The sequence below is a fragment of the Polycladidibacter stylochi genome, from assembly GCF_001562055.1.
GTDB classification, from domain to species: Bacteria; Pseudomonadota; Alphaproteobacteria; order Rhizobiales; family Stappiaceae; genus Pseudovibrio; species Pseudovibrio stylochi.
The window spans coordinates 150407-169364 of the sequence record NZ_LLWE01000005.1; the positions used below are offsets into that span (position 1 = coordinate 150407).

Genomic DNA, 18958 nt, shown 5'->3' on the forward strand with positions numbered 1-18958 from the left:
TGTTGCCTGAAGTGCTTTTCTTGAGAGTTATACGCTCTAGAAAAATGCTTTGGCGACGGCATTATTTTGAAAAAAAGACGGCGTTGTAGCGAAAAGATCGTTGCTTGGGTCTTCATTCCATTGATATTCGGCATAGCTTGCGGTTTCACGCGCAGCTTCAACGCCTTGCTGTTTGGCTATGACGGCTAATGCCATGTCCATACCAGCGGTAATGCCTGAGGATGTGAAGAATTTGCCATCTTCTACCCAGCGGGCCTTACGTTTCCAGCGTACGCGCTGCGAATGAGCGGCAACCCATGCTAGCGCCTTTTTATTGGAGGTGGCAGCTTTACCATTTAGCACACCTGCCCTAGCCAAAATAGCTGCACCTGTACACACTGACATAACGGTTTCAGCCCCAAGGCACACACGGCAAAGCCAGCGAAGAATTGATCCGCTCTCGCAAGCATCACCCGCTCCTTGTCCGCCTGGTACAAGCACCATGTCGGTTCGGTCAACTTCTTCCAGCGTTATTGACGGTTGTAAAATTATACCCTGTTTACTTATTATAGGCTCCAGCGTTTCCGCCACCAAATAAGTTTTGTATTTAAAGGGTATCATGGCGAACATTTCCAGCGGCCCCACGAGATCGAGCATATCGACGCCTTGATATACCAAAGCATGGACCGTGCGGGCTTCATCATAATTGATTGAATCATACCCCATGATACACTCCTATTCTCAAGTAAGGCACTTTAATAACCACCAAAACAGAGCTACGAACCACCCTGATGGACGCCTTATAAATTCACAATTTTCACCTATACTTGAGTGAAATAAAATATTGTTCGTTTCTACCCCAAGGGCATAGGCACATAAAAGACTTGCGCGAAGCTTTTGCTAATCCAAAAACTATAGAGATTTTATAATATCACAGCAAATTGCAACCTATAGTGTTATTTTTTCATTTAATTTAAACCATAGATTTCAGAAAACTTGTCCGATTCTGCGTCGTTGTTCCAGTAATACTCCGCAAAGCTTGCCACATCCTCTGCCGTTTCTTGACCTAATAGTTTTTCTATTACTGCAAGAGACATATCCATACCGGCCGAAACACCCGAAGATGAGAAAATTTTATCGTCCTCCACCCATCGGGCCTTGGCCTTCCAATTGACTTTATCACTCAACGAACTGACCCATTTAAAGGCCATCTTGTTCGTGGTAGCTTGTTTGCCATCCAGCAGACCTGCGTTAGCCAGTAAAGCTGCCCCAGTGCAGACTGACAGCACTAACTCTGCCTGGCGCGAAAGTTTAACGAGCCACAACAGCAACTTTTTATTTTCACACTCCGTGCGCGTGCCCCGACCTCCAGGTACCAGAAGAATATCTGTAGTGGAAACTTCATAAATTGTTTTATCGGGAATTATTAATGCCCCTTGCTTGGCGCGAACCGGTTCTTTTGTTTGTGCAACCAGCTCAATTAAGAAATTATCGGGCAACATGCCAAATAATTCCATAGGACCAAAAACATCCAGCACCTCAAAATCAGGAAATATAAGTATACTTATTGTTTTAATTGAGCTTTCATTCTGTGGTGTCGTGGTATTATATATTTTTGTCATAATGCCTCAAATTTAAATTTCTAACAATTATTAAATCAACTTGCTGCAACCAAGCAATTATCTATTATAATTTCAAGAGTTCATAATTATGAAGTAAATAATATTATTTATATACTAGTTTCATTCGGCATTTTAATTTGTTTTTATTATGAGTGTATTAGTTAACGCGGAAACTAAAATTTATTGTATGAATCGCGTTTTGAAATGAAGTTTCAAAAAAAAATTTCAAGCACCTAAAGTGCTCTTTTAATGGTTGAGTAACCTTTGCCCTAGGGTTTTCCTAGGCCAAAGATTAATAGGCGTTAACAAAGGGATTCATTTTTCAAAAAGTAAATAAAGCATTGATTCACAAGAGAATAAACGACGATCTTCTTAACCGATGATTTACCATATCCGGTAACCATAAGCTCGAAATTTGCGTGAGGTGCTGCGTCGCAATGAGAGTTATGCGTCAAGGGGTGTCCAATGAGGCACCCCAACAATCAACCGGCCAAGAGTGGCTTGATACAATTATTCGGGGTGATTGCGTGGAAGCAATGAACAAGCTTCCGGCCCATTCGGTGGACCTGGTTTTTGCCGATCCCCCCTACAACCTACAGCTGGGTGGTAATTTACACCGGCCGGACCACTCAAAGGTGGACGCCTGTGATGACCACTGGGACCAGTTCGCCAGCTTCGAGGTATACGACAATTTTACCCGTGACTGGCTAAAGGCTGTCAAACGGGTGCTGAAGCCCAACGGATCATTTTGGGTAATCGGCTCGTACCACAATATTTTCCGTGTGGGCGCGATTATGCAGGACTTGGGCTTTTGGATTAACAACGATGTGATTTGGCTCAAATCCAACCCGATGCCGAACTTCCGTGGCAAAAGGTTTACCAATGCACACGAGACATTGATTTGGGCAACGCCCTCACAAAAAGCCAAGCCGACATTCAATTATGACGCGATGAAAACGTTTAACGACGATTTGCAAATGCGTTCGGATTGGGTGTTGCCGCTGTGTACCGGTCATGAGCGCTTGAAGGATGATCAGGGCGAGAAAGTCCATCCAACACAAAAGCCCGAGAGCTTGCTTTACCGTGTGCTGATGTCGACCTCGAACCCTGGTGATGTGGTCCTTGACCCCTTCTTCGGTACGGGCACCACTGGCGCAGTTGCCAAAAAACTGGGCCGCCACTTTGTTGGCTGCGAGCGGGAAGAGAGTTACATTCAAGCGGCGCAAGCGCGTATTGATAAAGTTACGCCGGCCAATGACGACTTTTTGCAAATGGTCAAGGGCAAGCGGGCCTTGCCACGGGTACCGTTTGGCAACCTGTTGGAAACAGGTTTGCTAAAACCGGGCACTGAGCTGACCGACGCTCGTGGCCGTTTTAAAGCCAAAGTACGTGCGGATGGCTCGTTGATATGCGGTGAGCATGCAGGCTCTATCCATAAAGTCGGCGCTTTGGTGCAAGGGCAACAGGCTTGTAATGGCTGGACATTTTGGCATGTGAAACGCGGAAAGGCCCTAGAGCCGGTGGACGCACTGCGGGCCATTGTGCGCTCGAATATGCCGAGCTAACGCGCTTTAACAGATATAAAAGCAGTACCTGACCACCTACCCTCGCCTCAAAAGCGGGGGTATTTTTTTGGCCATTGTTGATCGTCTCAAGAGAATTAAAAGATATAATCAAAAATATGAGCACAAAGGTAATCTTTAAGTGGAATAATTACAAACTGTCATCGTGAGTACATAGATCACTTTTAGATGAAGTAGCCATTATTAATGGTCGATTTTATTGATCGACTCCCAGCGAAACCTCAGGATAGCTAGGTATATTATGGCTGATAAATCACTTATTGACATGTCATGGGATGAGTTTGACGAGCACCGTGACCCGCGCCCTGCTGATAACCAGTTTGACCAAGTGGTTGAGCGGGCAATTTCCCGCCGTGGTTTCTTAGGCGGTGCGCTCGCTTTTGGTTCAGGCGCAGCAGTCTTTGGCGCTGGCTTGTTCTCCTCAACTTCCATTTCTCGCGCTGACGGTCATGGGAAGTTTACCTTCAAGCCCATTGGCATCGCAACAGATAGCGCGATCCACGTTCCTGAAGGGTATGAAAGCAAAGTCCTGGTGCGATGGGGCGACGCGTTGTGGTCACAAGCCAATAATGCCTACTCTGCCGACAACGGTGTTTCTGTCGATTTCTCCGATAAAGTATTTGGCGAAAATACCGATGGCATGGAGCTGTTCAGCGTTGATGGTAAAGAGATCATCACTGTTAACTCCGAATATGTGAACCCGAAGATCAACCTGCCCGCAGAAGCTGAAGGTACACCTCGCAACGCAGAAGAAGTGCAACTGCTCAAAAACTTGCAGGGTGTGACCGTGATGGAAGTCGCCAACTCCGGCGAGGGCTACGCTGTTGTGGTTGACAGCCCTTATAACCGTCGTATCACTCATGAAACAGAAATGGTTTTGGCAGGCCCGTTGGCCGGACATGCTTTAGTACAGACCAAAGCCGACCCGACTGGTAAGAGCGTTAAAGGCACCATGAATAACTGTGGTTCGGGCAAGACCTTATGGGACACCTACCTGACCTGTGAAGAGAACTTCAACGGCTATTTCGGTGCCAGTGGCGAAATGCCAGAGGGCGAAGGCTACAAGCGCTACGGCATTAAAGGCAAGGGCCGCTATGCCTACGAAAAGTTTGACGAGCGCTACGACATCTCCAAGGAACCAAACGAGCCGCATCGTCACGGCTTTATTACTGAAATCAACCCGCTTGACCCGACCAGCACACCAGTAAAACGCACCGCCCTTGGTCGTTTCAAGCACGAAAACGCTGAGATGGTACACGCAGCCGATGGCCGCGTCGTGGTGTATTTGGGCGATGACGAGCGCGGCGAATATCTCTACCGCTATGTTTCCAATGACAGCTGGGCACCGGGACAATCTCCTGAAGGGTTATTGGACAATGGCCAGCTTTATGCTGCCAAGTTCAACGATGACCAGAGCGGCGAGTGGCTGGCGTTAACACCGGAAGCCACCGGCATGGATGCTGCTTCAATTTTGTGTTTCACCCGTATGGCGGCCTCAAGCGTTGGCGCAACCACAATGGACCGTCCTGAATGGGTTGCTGCCAACCCGCTGAGGGCTGAAGCCTATTGTGCGCTGACCAACAACAAGAACCGTGGCAAAAAGCCGAATGCTGGCGGCGATGATACTACCGTGAATGGCCCGAACCCGCGCAACACCAACAACTATGGGCAGATTTTACGTTGGCGTCCTGCTGATGAAAACCATGCAGCAGACAGCTTTACATGGGACCTTTATGTGATGGCTGGCAACCCAAGCGTCCATAGTGATGCTTATGCGGGTTCAAGCAACATCAATGAAGGCAACATGTTCAACTCACCTGATGGCATGGCGTTTTCTTCCGATGGCAAGCTGTGGATCCAGACCGATGGTAAGGACAGTAACGAGGGCGATTTTGCCGGTATGGGTAACAACCAGATGCTGGTTGGCGACCCGGAAAGCGGTGAAATTGTACGCTTTATGACTGTACCAAAAGGCGCGGAAGTGACCGGCCTTTGCTGGTCTGCGGATAAGAAGGTGGCTTTTGTGGGCGTGCAGCACCCTGGCGGCTCATGGCCTGATGGAGCTGGCAAGCCACGCTCCTCTATCGTTTCGGTTTGGCGGCAAGACGGCAAGACAATCGGCTAGGCCGGATTGCGTAGCCTACTTACGCATTGAACATATCCCCTCGCTTATTATAGCGGGGGGATTTTTATTATCCCTTGTTCTACAGGTTTGTTTCTACACAAAAGCAACAAGAGCTTTACGGCGTTTGCCCACAGATAGGGTAATTTGGTTGCCAGCACCGATATCGCCCTCTGAAATCAACCTTGCCTCTTCCATCACCAAGCGGTTGTTAAGACGCACTGCCCCTGAGAGCACCAGGCGGCGCGCTTCGCTGTTAGAAGATGCAAAACCGGTTTTTACCAGTAGCTCCAACAGCCCCATGCGTTTGGCGAGTGATGCCAGCGAGAGGTAATGGGTTGGTTTGGTATCGCTTGAAACCGTCTGCGAGAACAGTGCGTCGGCTTGCTCGACCGCGGCAGCGGCAGCCTGTGCCCCATGAACGATAATGGTGACAGATGTGGCCAGTGTACGTTTGGCCTCGTTCAGCTCTTCGCCTTGCAGTTTCGCCAAGCGGTTGATTTCGCCCATGGGCAGCTCGGTGAACAGTTTTAAGTAGCGGATGACGTCGTTATCGGCCGTATTGCGCCAGAACTGCCAGAAGTTGAAAGCAGAGAGGCGATCGGAATTAAGCCAAACCGAACCATCTGATGTCTTGCCCATTTTACTACCTGCTGCGGTGGTGAGCAGCGGCAGGGTAAGGCCGTGTAGCTCTAACCCTGCGCGGCGGCCAAGATCAACACCATTGACGATGTTACCCCATTGGTCCGAACCGCCGATTTGCAATTGGCAATCAAAACGCTTGGCCAACTCCACAAAATCTACCGCTTGCAGCATCATGTAGCAAAATTCCAGCACAGAAAGTGGCTGCTGGCTATCAAGGCGGGCGCGAACACTATCAAAAGTGAGCATGCGATTGACGGTAAAGTGGGTGCCGAAATCACGCAGGAATTCCAAGAAGCGGAACTCATCCAGCCACTCGGCATTATCAACAATACTGCCCTCACCCTCGGAAATATCGAAGAGGCGCTCTACAGTGGCGCGGATACCTGCCAGATTGGTGGCGATTTGCGCTTCATCCAACATGGGGCGGCTTTCACTGCGAAAGCTCGGGTCGCCAATGCGGGTGGTACCGCCACCCACAAGAAGAATGGGTTTGTGGCCTGCCTTTTGCAACCAACGCATGGCCATGAGCGGCAACAGGTGACCCACATGCAAGCTGTCTTGTGTGGCATCGAAACCGGCGTAGGCGGTGATAGAACCGGCGGCGAGTTTCTCGTCCAGTGCTTCTAAATTGGTGCATTGGTGCAAAAAGCCACGCTCGATCAAGATCGAAAGAGCCTCGGATTTTGGCTTGAAGCTGCGGGTGGTATCAACGATTGGCATATTCATGTTTTAAAGCTCCTTGGCGCTGCGTAGGAGCCTTAGAAACACTTAAGCCGCCTACGCGGCGGCTTGATGTTCTCGTTTGTTTGCTAAGCAATATCGTGAACGCGGCCGCCTATATGTTGGCTGCGTAATAAAAGTCCATCGCATTGGGGGACTTGATATGGGAATTGCTTTTGATCATGGCTCATAGATGCCGTTGTTTGCGCGTCGATGTCAATATGCATTCACGCTTTTATAGCAGCAAAACTTGGCTTCTATTAGATATCCCATTGTTTTTCCATGACAACTAAATTGTGTGCAGTAAAAAAACTTGGCGATCTTCCCCTAGTTTTGAGGGGCGGCGGGTTTTTCTTTTCATGGCAAACTAATGCCTATTGGTTGTTTGGAGGGCCCTATGATAGTTATGCGCATGCGTGGCGGTTTGGGAAACCAGCTATTTCAATATGCTCTTGGCCGCAAGATTTCTTTGCTTAATGAATGCCCTTTAAAGCTGGATATTAGCCGTTTTGATGAGGGGTACGACCGCAAATTCCTTTTAAAACATTTCGATATTAAAGCTGAAGTGGCTTGCGAGGAGGATTTAGCGCGGGTTTTATGGCCCGCCAAAAAGTTTGGCAAAAGCGTGCGGCGTTTACGCCGTTTCTGGCCTGCCTATCGCATTCATGTTAATGCTGAAAAGCTTTGGAAACAGGATATAGAAGACTTTTACATAGAGGCACCTGGATACGCAGATGGTTTTTTCCAGCAATATTGCCATGCTTCGAGTATACGCCCCATTTTGTTGAGCGAATTGAAACTTCTTGGCCCAATTCAGCCGGAACGAGAAAAGCTGGCGCAAATGGCGGCGGCACAAAACTCTGTTGCCCTACATATTCGGCGTGGCGATTATCTGGATAAAGATGTTTCTAAAGCATTTGGCAATTGCACACTTGATTATTACTTTCGCGCCATGGAGCACATGCAACAACAGCTGGAAGATCCACGTTTTATGGTGTTTTCCGATGATACTGATTGGGCACAACACCACTTGGGCGAGCGACTTGATGTACATATTGTGCAGCTGTTGGAGGACGAGCGCGACTACGAAGATCTGGTGTTAATGAGCCTTTGCAAGCATCATATTATTGCCAATAGCAGTTTTAGCTGGTGGGCCGCATTTTTGAATCAATATACCAAGCAGGAGGTGGTTGCGCCTTCTATCTGGTTTCAAGACGGTAGTATGGAGGAGGATAAGCTTCTCCTGCCCCATTGGGTGCGGCTCTACCCCTATAACTTACCTGATGAAGTAACAGTTATGGCAGAGTGATTGCCCCAATCACTCTGCGTTTTTTTGCCGTTGAAGGTAGCTCTTGAGTTTTTGCTTATGGTCTGCGGTAAGCTGAAAATGCTGATGGGAAACGGATTTGCTGGCAATGAGCGGTGTGTGCTCTACATCCATAATATGAGCTAGCCATAAAAATGCACTTTGAATGTAGTTTTGGGGAAATATCTCGAGCAGCTCACCGCCCGGTTGCATAAAGATCAAATTGGTGAGCGCAGCCCCGTGGGGGGCAATAACGTGCTTGGCCTCGTGGAACAACTTCACCTGCTCGGCATGGGGCAGCTTACCTGATATTATTATTTCATAGCCATGTGCTAGCAGCATAGGATAAATTTCACTCTCGTTTTTAAGCTGCCTGATGCGCGCATCACTTCGCGAGAGATAAAGTTTGCGAAATGGTTTAGTGCTGTAATCTATGGCGTAAGCAGACTTGAAACTATCACTAATCAGCTGGGCACGCTTAAAGCTTACCGGATAGCGAAAAGCGCAGTTATGTATAGAATTCAGCACATAGAGTTGGTCAATAAAACAGGCTGCTGTACTAGCAACCTTGGTAACCACAAGATTTGGCAGTGTTTGCGCTAGAGTTTTAAATAGGTTTTCCTGCACATCATTCAGGTCCTCGCGCACCAAGAGGTACAACGGCTGAGCTTGCGCCATTGCCGACTGCCATTGGTGGCGGTTTTGGAGTAAATACAGCAGGTCAGGCAAGTTATCCATGAGAAAGTGATAGTAGTGGCGGTGACCACTGGCCATACCTAGAAAATTCAATGCCTGACCTTGCAGATATTTTGGTTTTAGCGCTTTAAAGCGAGCGCGGTTCTTTTCGACTGGCTCTAGTTGATGCTTGTGCTTTACAGAAACAGACGCACCGGTGTGACCCAGTACTTTGGCATTTTCAAGCAGCCATAAACGTGTACAACATTGCCCATTCGGGTGGATTTGTCCGCACGTTTTTAATTCCAGCAATGCGTAGTTTTCAAGAAATTCGACTTGTTGCGCAGGTAAAGTCTGCTCGTTTTCGCTCAGGTTCTCATAGGCCAGCACATGATCGTTTTGTGGATCACGGGCATGCGCATAATAGTTAAAATGGTGTGCCAATGACGGACTGATTTTGGCAAACTGTTGCTGAATGCGAAAGCGTATTTGCCGTGATGTTGGGATGAACTGTCGCCATTTGGGAGCCTGCCGCATGATTGCCTCGCCGAAAAACATCTAACTGATCTAATGTTAAGTGTGGCAAGCAAAGTGTAACTGGCAAGACTGCAATAACTACCCTTTACAATTCAGAGGGTTAGCGAAATCGCTCTGGAGCGATTAATATGAAAGCCCGCGCCTTTGAGCGCGAGCCTCCTTGTGTTTTCGAATTAACGCGGCTCTACCTCGGTTGGGCTTGGTGCCGTCCATTTTAGCACCGGCTTGCGTGCGGCCGCCGTTTCATCCAAGCGGCGACGCGGCGCATGGAATGGTGCCCCCTCAAAGCGGCTGGTATTGCCCTGTTTGGCTGACATCACCAAATCGCGCAGGGTGGCGACAAACAGATCCAGCGAAGCACGGCTTTCCGATTCTGTTGGCTCGATGAGCATGGCCCCATGAACGACCAGCGGGAAGTACATGGTCATGGGGTGGTACCCCTCATCGATCATGGCCTTGGCGAAGTCCAGCGTGGTGACACCGGTATCTTTAAGGAAGGTATCGTCGAACAATACTTCGTGCATACATGGCTTTTTACCAAAAGGCAGGCTCATGAGGTCTTGTAGGCCAACGCGTATATAGTTGGCATTGAGCACCGCATCTTCAGAAGCCTGTTGCAGACCATCGGCCCCGTGGGAAAGCATGTAGGCCAGTGCGCGCACAAACATGCCCATTTGCCCGTGGAAAGCAGTCATGCGGCCAAACGGCTGTTCACCCTCTGCCAGCTGGCTAGCATTCTCCACCAGCTCCAAGTCTTTTTCTGTACGGCGAATAAATGGCAATGGCGCGAAAGGTGCCAAACGCTCAGACAGCACCACCGGGCCAGAACCCGGACCACCACCACCATGTGGCGTGGAAAAGGTTTTGTGAATATTGATGTGCATGGCATCAATACCCAAATCACCCGGGCGCGCTTTGCCAACAATGGCATTAAAGTTCGCACCATCACAATAGAAATACGCGCCCGCCTCATGGATGAGATTGGCAATTTCTACCACTTGCGGCTCAAAAAGACCGCATGTGTTCGGATTGGTCAGCATGAGTGCGGCCACTTCGCCTTCGTGCTCTTTGAGCTTATCGGCAACCGCTTGCGGGTCCACAGTACCATCGTCACGGGCAGGAACCGCAACCACTTTATAGCCAATGAGGGCAGCGGTGGCCGGGTTGGTGCCATGGGCGCTTTCGGGCACCAAGACGATTGAGCGCTGTTCGCCGCGTGCTTTTAGAGCTTGCTTGATCGCCATCATGCCGCATTGTTCGCCATGGGCACCGGCTTTCGGGCTCATAGCCACAGCAGAGGTGCCGGTAAGCTGCATGAGCCACTCGGAAAGCATGTCAATCAGCTCGTAAGCACCGCTCGCTGTTGATACCGGCTGTAGTGGATGCAAGTCGGCAAAACCAGCGAGACGAGAAAGCTTTTCGTTAAGGCGCGGGTTGTGCTTCATGGTGCAAGAACCCAGCGGATACAAGCCAGCGTCGATGGCGTAGTTCATGCGCGAGAGGCGCACATAATGGCGCATGGCTTCCGGTTCGGTAAAGGCAGGCAATGCAATATCGCTTTGGCGTTCATGACCGCCAAGGCGCGGGGTGAACTCTTCCGGTTCATCCAGATCAACACCGCAAATGTTCCAATGCCCGAGCTCGAACAAGAGCGGCTCTTCCATATCCAATGCGCGATTACCGGTGAAAGTTGCAGGTTTTTCGATCTGCACAGTACCGGATGGTGCGGAAGGACGGCCTTGGGTGTTCATGCTCATGCCAGCACCTCCTTCAGCGCCGCCACATAGGCGTCGATATCTTCTTGTGTGTTGGTTTCAGTTGCAGCCACGGTAATGAGGTTTGTTAGCTCCGGAGTATCGGGGAGCAAGCGCGAGACCGGTACACCACCAAGCACTCCATTCACCGCCAATGCTTCGATTACATCATTAGCATCGGCGGGTACTTTTATGGTAAACTCGTTGAAGAAGGCACTGTTCAGCACTTCCACACCATCAATTGCGCTTAGCGCATCGGCTAGCTTGATAGCGTTGTGGTGATTAATGCGTGCCAATTTCTTAAGGCCCAAGCCCCCTAACAAGGTCATGTGAATGGAAAAGGCCAAAGCACACAGGCCGGAGTTGGTGCAAATGTTAGAGGTGGCTTTATCGCGGCGAATGTGTTGCTCGCGAGTGGAGAGTGTGAGTACAAAGCCGCGCTTGCCCTCTGCATCTACCGTTTCACCACAAACACGGCCGGGCATATTGCGCAAGTACTTCTGCCTTGTGGCGAACAGGCCCACATAAGGACCTCCGAAGTTCAGCGCATTACCAATGGACTGCCCCTCGCCAACCACGATGTCTGCCCCTTGTGCCCCCGGGCTCTCGATCAGCCCTAGTGAAACCACCTCTGTGAACACAGCAATCAGCAGCGCTTTATGGGCATGGGCTTTTTCCGCAATCGGCTTAAGGTCAATCAGCTGCCCATAGAAGGAGGGCGATTGTACCACCACACAAGAAGTGTCATCATCAATCTGCGCAAGGATATCCTCAGTACCATAGGGGTCTGCCGGTAATGACACAGTAGAAGCACCTGGCAATTGAGCGGAGATACCTTCGATAACCTCACGATATTGCGGATGCAAACCACCTGAGATTACAGCCTTTTTCTTACGGGTGACACGGTGGGCCATGAGGACAGCTTCGGCGGTGCCAGTGGAGCCATCATACATGGAAGCGTTGGCCACATCCATGCCAGTCAGCTGCGCCACTTGAGTTTGGAATTCAAAGAGCGATTGCAGCGTGCCCTGCGTAATCTCTGGTTGATACGGTGTATAGCTGGTGAGAAACTCGGAACGTTGGATAAGGTGATCGACCGTAGCGGGCACATGGTGCTTGTAGGCGCCGGCACCCACGAAGAACGGCTGATCGCCTGCTGCACTGTTTTTTGCAGCCATGCGCGTGAGAAGGCGCTCTACTTCCAGCTCGGTTTTACGTAGTGGCAGACTTTCAATTGCCTTGATACGTTTATCCGCCGGAATATCGGTAAACAGCTCATCAATGCCGTCGATACCGATTTGGGCCATCATTGCGGCGCGGTCGTTATCTGAGAGCGGAAGGTACCGCATGCTTATTTCTCCAGAAGGTTATGGCGCTCGTGCTTTGCGAAAAGCAGACTTTTGAGCGCCTCTCCCCTTAGGCCCAAATGGCCTCGGTTGTTGCTTACTGATTAACTTTGAAAGCCCTAGCAGGCTATCTATCGTTTACAGGCTATCTACAAAGGCTTTGTAGTCGTCTGCATTCATCAGATCATCCAGTTGAGCTTTGTTGTTAAGCTTTAGCTTAAAGAACCAAGCATCACCTTCTGGCTCATCATTGACCTTGGCAGGCTCATCAACCAGCACTTCGTTGCCCTCGACAATTTCGCCATCAAGCGGAGCGTAGACTTCACTGGCTGCCTTCACCGATTCCACAACTGCTGCCTCATCGCCTTTAGCAAGGGTTTTGCCTGTTTCTGGCAGCTCGACAAACACCACATCACCTAACTGGGCCTGTGCGTAATCGGTGATGCCTACAGTGGCGATGTCGCCCTCTACCTTGATCCACTCGTGGTCGTTAGTGAAATAAGTGCTCATGATTGTTCCCTCAAATCTGGAGTTTTTTCGATTGTTTTCATTGTGGGCCAAAGCCCGAATTGCTCTTCGTACAGATTTTTTAACTCGGCTTACGATAGTAGCGCTGCGGCACAAAAGGCATTGCCGTCACTATGGCAGGTAGCGCCTTGCCACGTACAAGAACTTCCAGTTTGGTGCCCTCGACCCCATAGGCTACTGGTACATATCCCATTGCAATTGGTGCGCCCATTGTGGGAGCGAAACCGCCGGATGTGAGTGCGCCGATAACTTTATCTGTCTTTGGCAGAACGATTTCCGCGCCTTCGCGGGCGGGAGCGCGGCCTTCAATTTTCAAGCCCACGCGGATAATTTGCGGGCCATCGGCAAGCTGTTTTTGAATAAGGGCGGCACCTGGAAAACCACCTTGTTCGCGGCGACGCTTTTGCATGCAAAAGGTGATATTACCTTCCACAGGTGTGGTTTTTTCGGTGATGTCGTGGCCATACAAGCAAAGACCCGCCTCAAGACGCAGGCTATCGCGGGCACCAAGGCCAATGGCCTCAACCCGATCATCGGCAAGCAATGCCTTGGCAATGGCTTCTGCCGTACCAGCCTGACATGAAATTTCATAGCCGTCTTCACCGGTATAACCTGAGCGCGAGACATGGATTTTAATACCGTCAAATTCCATTTCCTGCGCCGCCATAAACGCCATTTCAGAGGCTTGCGGGGCGTGAAGGGCCATGACCTCGGCAGCTTTAGGGCCCTGCAGGGCAAGCAGCGCGCGCTCTGGCAGTTCTTCCAGCTTTATGTTTGCCGGTAGTTTGGCACGCAGGTAAGCGAAGTCCTGTTCTTTGCAGGCAGCATTCACGACTATGTACAAGCGGCCGTCGTTTTCTTCGCCTTCGGGACGGGTGACCATAAGGTCGTCAAGTATACCGCCATCATCGTTCAGCAGAACGGTATAGCGCTGACGCCCCGGTTTCAACTCTTTGAAATTTGATGGAACGAGTGCTTCAAGCGCGGCGGCTGTGGTGGCATGGTCTGGCCCCACCAAATAGGCTTGCCCCATATGGGAAACATCAAACAGACCCGCTGCTTCGCGTGTGTGTTGATGTTCTTTCATGATACCGAGCTTGTATTGCACCGGCATGGAATACCCGGCAAATGGCACCATTCGGGCGCCTAGCTCCACATGCAAATCATAGAGCGGGGTAAGGGCGAGAGTCTGGTCTTGTTCGGCCATACAGTGTCCTCAATGGTCAGAGCGCGTTGACGTAAACTTCCCGTTTCCAATTGATATGGTCCAATAGAAATAGAGTTTAACGCGCCCCCTCTGTCCCGAGAACCTGAGAGATTTCCCAGTCGTGTTGCGCAACGACTGGTTACTCCTTCGGCGAGCCACGGCCAGCTTATGCCAGGTGGCTTCTTTCCAGAGTGTTGCTTACCCAGCGGTCCTTTTGCCTGAGAGTTTCCGGGGCGGTTGCTCCTTCGGCGTCTGGGGATTTGCGGCCTCCAGATCTCTCCCGCTAGGGGTTATGGCTTCATTGATTGCGTCGTCAATGAAGTGCAAGGCTTTGGCACACAACAACTACCAAGCCTTTATAAAGCTGGAAGAGCGTTACCAGCCTTAACAGGATTAACCCTTAACCTTTTTTTTAGTTGTCGTCGAATCCAAAAATCAACTTCATACCACCTTCCGTAGGGATGGTTATGTTTTCTTCAACAAGAACCCACGCTTGAGAGGGGGAACCTGCTTCTATGGTCGCATTGACCTTGAAAAGATTTGAATAGACTGGCTTGGATTTTTCATTGGATGATTTAACAACCGCGACGCGAACCGGCAATTGTAACGAGCCACCTTTCCAGCCTGGACCCGGAGTGATGCGCCCGGCTAGTCCGAGTTTAACAACAACTTGCCCTTGGCTGGCTTTACATGTTGCTGCCGAGTCTGAAATGTTTGCCTGATAGAGTAAAGCCGTTTGGTCGCCTTGTTTGCGCCTTGGATATTTTTCCAGAAGCTGTGTTCCTGTTAGGGCTTCCAGCTTGGGGCACTGAACGGGCGGTGCGAAAATCTGCGCCACATCCTCGGGTGTAATTTGTTTTTCAGTTTCAGCAGGCGACGAAGTGTGCTGCGTAAACTCTCCATCAGAGCTTGTTATTCCTCCACAACCAGTCAGAGAGAGAACCAATAAGGAAACAAGTGTTATGATACCATGTTTTTTATGCATACTTCATCCAGTCACGACTTATGAGCCGCGCCCCTTGCTTAACGCTTTGCAAAATCCGTTGCGTCTATAGCAGGCTGTTACACTTTTTACGAGTATAAAACTATAATTAAACTCATAATCTCTTGGTTAAATAAAGTGTAATAGCTACCAGTTTACGCATATTTGTTTTAAATATGCCTCCTTTTTTATATTATTATCAAGCCATAAACTGGCAGACACCTGCTTAAACCTATATCTTTTCAACTTAGCCGGTGCTTTTTATGATAATTGCACATAATCATTGCTGACCATCGCTTCGCCCAAAGCAAACAAGTCGTGTTGCATAGGAAAGGCTTGGGAGTACTGATCCAATCGGATTGCTGATTGTTTTGTTGGCCTTGACACTTGGACCCCTTATCATTCAATAAGCATGACAAGAAAGATACGGGAACAGTTTATGCAAGAAACAAACGGCACTTTACCCCGCCTAGAGCTTAAGCTTTGCGCACCGCGCGGATTTTGTGCCGGTGTTGACCGGGCTATTCAAATTGTAGAGCTGGCATTGCTAAAGTATGGAGCACCTGTGTATGTGCGCCATGAAATTGTTCATAATAAGTACGTTGTTGAGTCGCTACGTAACAAAGGTGCTGTTTTTGTGGAAGAGTTGAACGAGGTGCCAGATGATGGACAACCCGTTATCTTTTCTGCCCATGGCGTGCCGAAAAGCATTCCTGCCGAAGCACAGCGGCGCAACATGTTCTTCCTTGATGCCACTTGCCCTTTGGTTTCTAAAGTCCATAAGGAAGCGATTTTACATGATCGGCGCGAGCGCGAAGTTTTGCTTATCGGTCATGCCGGGCATCCGGAAGTTATTGGTACGATGGGGCAGTTGCCGGAAGGTACTGTGCACCTTATTGAAACCGTAGCTGATGCCAAAAGCTATCAACCACATAGTGACAGGCAGCTGGCATGGATTTCCCAGACCACGCTTTCGGTAGATGACACCAGCGAGATTGTTCGCGTTTTGAAAGAACGCTTTCCCGATATTGCCCAACCCCATAAAGATGACATCTGCTATGCAACTACAAACCGTCAAGAAGCTGTCAAATTTATTGCAAGTCAATGCGATGCTTTAATTGTTGTCGGGGCCCCCAACTCTTCCAACTCACAACGTTTACGCGAAGTGGCCGAGCGTGAAGGCTGTCAAAAAGCTGTCTTGCTGCAAAGGGCCGCAGACATTAACTGGAAAGATTTCGAGGGCATTACCAGCCTTGGTGTGACAGCTGGCGCATCGGCACCTGAAATTCTTGTCGAAGAAATCATTGAAGCTTTCCGCTCACACTTCGATGTCGTTGTTGAAACGATACGAACCGCAACCGAAGACATTTCTTTTAACCTACCTCGCGAATTACGTGAGGGAGTTAGTACTACCGGATAATCATGGCTGTTTATACTGATGTAACCGATGAAGAGCTCAGCGCGTTCATTGCTGACTACAATATTGGCGCGCTGCTTTCCTTTAAAGGTATTGCCGAGGGGGTTGAGAATTCCAACTATCTTGTGCACACCGAACAGGGCAACTTTATTCTTACACTCTACGAAAAGCGTGTGAACCCGCAGGACTTGCCATTCTTTCTAGGATTAATGCAGCACCTTGCCAAAGGGGGATTAAACTGCCCCACACCGCTTGCCAATAGCCATGGAAATATCTTAGGGGAGTTGGCCGGTCGCCCCGCTGCCGTTATCAGCTTTCTCGATGGTATGTGGACACGGCGTCCTAAACAACACCACTGCTTTGAACTGGGCAAGGGTATGGCGCAGATGCACTTGCTGGGAGCTGACTTTGAACTTAAGCGTACCAATGCGCTATCTATTGATGGCTGGGGGCCACTGCTTGAAGACAGCCGCTCGCGCGGTGACGAAGTCAAAACCGGCTTGATCGACGAGCTGGATAGCGAACTACATGATTTACAAGACCAATGGCCAGACAAGCTGCCACAAGGCATAATTCATGCAGATTTGTTTCCGGATAATGTGTTTTTCATTGGCGACAAGCTCTCGGGTCTGATCGATTTCTATTTTGCCTGCAATGATAGCCTTGCTTACGATATTGCCATTTGCCTGAATGCCTGGTGCTTTGAAAGTGATGGCGCTTTTAATGTCACCAAAGCCAAAGCTCTGCTGAACGGCTATAGCAGTGTACGGCCACTAGAGGAGAGCGAGTACGACGCCCTCCCACTCCTTTGCCGTGGGGCAGCGCTACGCTTTTTGCTCACGCGATTGTTTGACTGGCTTAGTGTACCTGAAGGCGCTTTGGTCACCCCCAAAGATCCGCTTGAATATTTGCACAAGTTAAGGTTTCATCGCTCTGTTGTTTCCTCAAGTGCATACGGGCTGGATATATGAGTGACGAAAAGCGCGTCAAAGCGTGGACAGATGGTGCCTGTTCTGGCAATCCCGGCCCCGGTGGCTGGGGTGTTCTGTTGCTTTTTGGTGAACATGAAAAAGAGCTTTGCGGCGGAGAAGCAGGCACAACCAACAATCGGATGGAATTGCAAGCCGCGATTGAAGCTTTGAATGCACTCAAGCGGCCGTGTGCGGTGGACCTTTATACAGATAGCGCTTATGTTAAAAATGGCATCACCCAATGGATGCATAATTGGAAGCGTAAGGGATGGCGCACAGCTTCCAATTCGCCTGTTAAAAATGCCGAGCTATGGCAAGCACTTGATGCTGCAACCAAACGTCATTCCATTAATTGGCATTGGGTGAAAGGTCATGCGGGCATTGAAGAAAATGAGCGCGCGGATGAGTTGGCCCGTCGAGGCATGAAACCTTTCCAGCGAGGTTGAAAGAGCGCAAGGGATGGATAAAAACACCAATAGTATGGTGGATGCCCCTCAAGGGACTATAAAAAAAAGCGTCGTTATCATCGCAAATCCTACCGCGAGTCGCTTTAACCCTGAATGCTTGACAAAAGTCGCGGAGCATTTGCAACAGCACAATTGCAAAGTCAAACTCAAACTTAGCCAACGAACGGGTGAGACAGCAGCACTTTGCCGGACCACAAACGCTGACGTGGTTGTCATTGCTGGTGGTGATGTGAGTTTTAATGAGGCTGCCAGTGCGTTACTGGAGCGCCGCACCAACCCCAAGCTTGCACTTATCCCATTTGGCACTGGCAATACTTTAGGCAACGAGCTCTGCCTGCCACATGATCCCAAAACCATTGCCGATTTGATTGTTGCTGGCAATAGCCAACCACTGTATCACGGCATTGCCAACGGGCGCGCATTTTTTGCTGTGGCTTCTTGCGGCTTTGATGCCGAGATAGTCCACCTCCTGCCCTATCGCCTTAAGCGACGTTTGAAGAAGATTGCTTATTTGGCCTATGCTATCAAGTTAGGGCTCTTTCGCCGATCAACGGAAATAAGCGTTGAAACGGGTGGTGAAACCTACAGGGCAGCATCAGCACTCATTACCAACTGCTCGCATTATGGGGGCGGCTTTACCTTGGTGCGCGAAACAAGCGCAACGAAAAAGGGGCTGGTGATGGTGTTGCTACATAGCAATAGCCTATGGGGATTAACTTGCAGCGCTGCCAAACTCATAACCGGCAAAGTCGCTAAAAGCCCGTTATTTACCATTTTACCAGTAGAACACGTGGTTATTAACTCCAAGCGCCCAACTGCTGTACAGATTGACGGAGAGCCTTATGGCGGCACCCCGCTGCACGTTGAAACCGGGCACGCTACATTGCAAATAATTTGCCCTTAAACCAATATGCTTTCTTCTTGATTTTACAGCGATAAAAAACCCGCAACACCTTAACTTATGTGCTGCGGGTTTTTTGGATGCGTTGTATTCACTTAAAATTACGTCACATGCTCCAACTCTATAATATGGAGAGAATTCTTGTCGTTTGATTGCAGCCAATCAAACGGAACACTCCCCATATGAAAGTTACAAA

General features: G+C 49.6%; 16 protein-coding genes and 1 riboswitch. Of the genes, 7 read left to right on the forward strand and 9 right to left on the reverse strand.

Annotation, left to right across the window (positions count from 1 at the left end; all coding sequences use genetic code 11):
* Nucleotides 1-36: 36 nt before the first annotated feature.
* Nucleotides 37-705, reverse strand: coding sequence for a DJ-1/PfpI family protein (locus tag AYK67_RS00745; protein ID WP_068080873.1), 669 nt, complete (start codon nucleotides 703-705; stop codon nucleotides 37-39).
* Between the two features lie 242 nt (nucleotides 706-947).
* Nucleotides 948-1601 carry a DJ-1/PfpI family protein gene (locus AYK67_RS00750; RefSeq protein ID WP_068080874.1) on the reverse strand — a complete coding sequence of 218 codons (654 nt, stop codon included), beginning with the start codon at nucleotides 1599-1601 and terminating at the stop codon, nucleotides 948-950.
* A gap of 446 nt (nucleotides 1602-2047) precedes the next feature.
* Between AYK67_RS00750 and AYK67_RS00755 the strand changes: the two genes are divergently transcribed.
* Both AYK67_RS00755 and AYK67_RS00760 read left to right on the forward strand, forming a co-directional pair.
* Nucleotides 2048-3166, forward strand: a complete 1119-nt coding sequence (locus AYK67_RS00755) for a site-specific DNA-methyltransferase (RefSeq protein ID WP_420800590.1) — start codon at nucleotides 2048-2050, stop codon at nucleotides 3164-3166.
* Nucleotides 3167-3425: 259 nt separating this feature from the next.
* Complete coding sequence (locus AYK67_RS00760; protein WP_068080878.1) at nucleotides 3426-5309, forward strand: PhoX family protein; 1884 nt, start codon at nucleotides 3426-3428, stop codon at nucleotides 5307-5309.
* A gap of 93 nt (nucleotides 5310-5402) precedes the next feature.
* Here the strand turns inward: AYK67_RS00760 and tyrS are convergent, their stop codons facing one another.
* Nucleotides 5403-6677 carry a tyrosine--tRNA ligase gene (gene tyrS / locus AYK67_RS00765; protein WP_068080883.1) on the reverse strand — a complete coding sequence of 425 codons (1275 nt, stop codon included), beginning with the start codon at nucleotides 6675-6677 and terminating at the stop codon, nucleotides 5403-5405.
* 391 nt (nucleotides 6678-7068) lie between these two features.
* Here tyrS and AYK67_RS00770 point away from each other — a divergent pair, with 391 nt between their 5' ends.
* Entirely contained in the window at nucleotides 7069-7980 is a 912-nt protein-coding gene (locus AYK67_RS00770) for an alpha-1,2-fucosyltransferase (protein ID WP_068080886.1), read from the forward strand.
* 9 nt (nucleotides 7981-7989) lie between these two features.
* Here AYK67_RS00770 and AYK67_RS00775 read toward each other — a convergent pair whose 3' ends face one another.
* The 6 genes from AYK67_RS00775 to AYK67_RS00800 all read right to left on the reverse strand — a co-directional run bounded on the left by AYK67_RS00775 (nucleotide 7990) and on the right by AYK67_RS00800 (nucleotide 15009).
* Nucleotides 7990-9189 carry a glycosyltransferase family 61 protein gene (locus tag AYK67_RS00775; protein ID WP_162265063.1) on the reverse strand — a complete coding sequence of 400 codons (1200 nt, stop codon included), beginning with the start codon at nucleotides 9187-9189 and terminating at the stop codon, nucleotides 7990-7992.
* A gap of 173 nt (nucleotides 9190-9362) precedes the next feature.
* A complete protein-coding gene (gcvPB, locus tag AYK67_RS00780; RefSeq protein WP_068080891.1) occupies nucleotides 9363-10946 on the reverse strand; it encodes an aminomethyl-transferring glycine dehydrogenase subunit GcvPB in 1584 nt (527 codons plus the stop codon).
* Nucleotides 10943-12292 (reverse strand): aminomethyl-transferring glycine dehydrogenase subunit GcvPA, encoded by a 1350-nt coding sequence (gene gcvPA, locus AYK67_RS00785; RefSeq protein ID WP_068080893.1) that lies wholly within the window; start codon nucleotides 12290-12292, stop codon nucleotides 10943-10945. The genes gcvPB and gcvPA overlap by 4 nt, the downstream gene beginning before the upstream one ends.
* 135 nt (nucleotides 12293-12427) lie before the next feature.
* Nucleotides 12428-12799, reverse strand: a complete 372-nt coding sequence (gene gcvH, locus AYK67_RS00790) for a glycine cleavage system protein GcvH (RefSeq protein ID WP_068080896.1) — start codon at nucleotides 12797-12799, stop codon at nucleotides 12428-12430.
* A 79-nt stretch (nucleotides 12800-12878) separates the two neighbouring features.
* A complete protein-coding gene (gene gcvT, locus AYK67_RS00795) occupies nucleotides 12879-14024 on the reverse strand; it encodes a glycine cleavage system aminomethyltransferase GcvT (protein WP_068080899.1) in 1146 nt (381 codons plus the stop codon).
* 196 nt (nucleotides 14025-14220) lie between these two features.
* Nucleotides 14221-14317, reverse strand: a riboswitch (glycine riboswitch).
* Between the two features lie 119 nt (nucleotides 14318-14436).
* Nucleotides 14437-15009 carry a hypothetical protein gene (locus AYK67_RS00800; protein ID WP_068080902.1) on the reverse strand — a complete coding sequence of 191 codons (573 nt, stop codon included), beginning with the start codon at nucleotides 15007-15009 and terminating at the stop codon, nucleotides 14437-14439.
* A 436-nt stretch (nucleotides 15010-15445) separates the two neighbouring features.
* Between AYK67_RS00800 and ispH the strand changes: the two genes are divergently transcribed.
* From ispH to AYK67_RS00820, 4 genes are read left to right on the forward strand one after another with little or no spacing between them, the layout of a single operon-like run.
* Nucleotides 15446-16426: a 4-hydroxy-3-methylbut-2-enyl diphosphate reductase gene (ispH, locus tag AYK67_RS00805; protein WP_082735554.1), complete on the forward strand. Its 981-nt coding sequence runs from the start codon at nucleotides 15446-15448 to the stop codon at nucleotides 16424-16426.
* Nucleotides 16427-16428: 2 nt separating this feature from the next.
* Nucleotides 16429-17394, forward strand: coding sequence for a homoserine kinase (locus tag AYK67_RS00810; protein WP_068080908.1), 966 nt, complete (start codon nucleotides 16429-16431; stop codon nucleotides 17392-17394).
* Complete coding sequence (gene rnhA / locus AYK67_RS00815; protein WP_068080910.1) at nucleotides 17391-17840, forward strand: ribonuclease HI; 450 nt, start codon at nucleotides 17391-17393, stop codon at nucleotides 17838-17840. The genes AYK67_RS00810 and rnhA overlap by 4 nt, the downstream gene beginning before the upstream one ends.
* A 13-nt stretch (nucleotides 17841-17853) precedes the next feature.
* Nucleotides 17854-18765: a diacylglycerol/lipid kinase family protein gene (locus tag AYK67_RS00820; RefSeq protein ID WP_068080911.1), complete on the forward strand. Its 912-nt coding sequence runs from the start codon at nucleotides 17854-17856 to the stop codon at nucleotides 18763-18765.
* Nucleotides 18766-18958 lie beyond the last annotated feature (193 nt).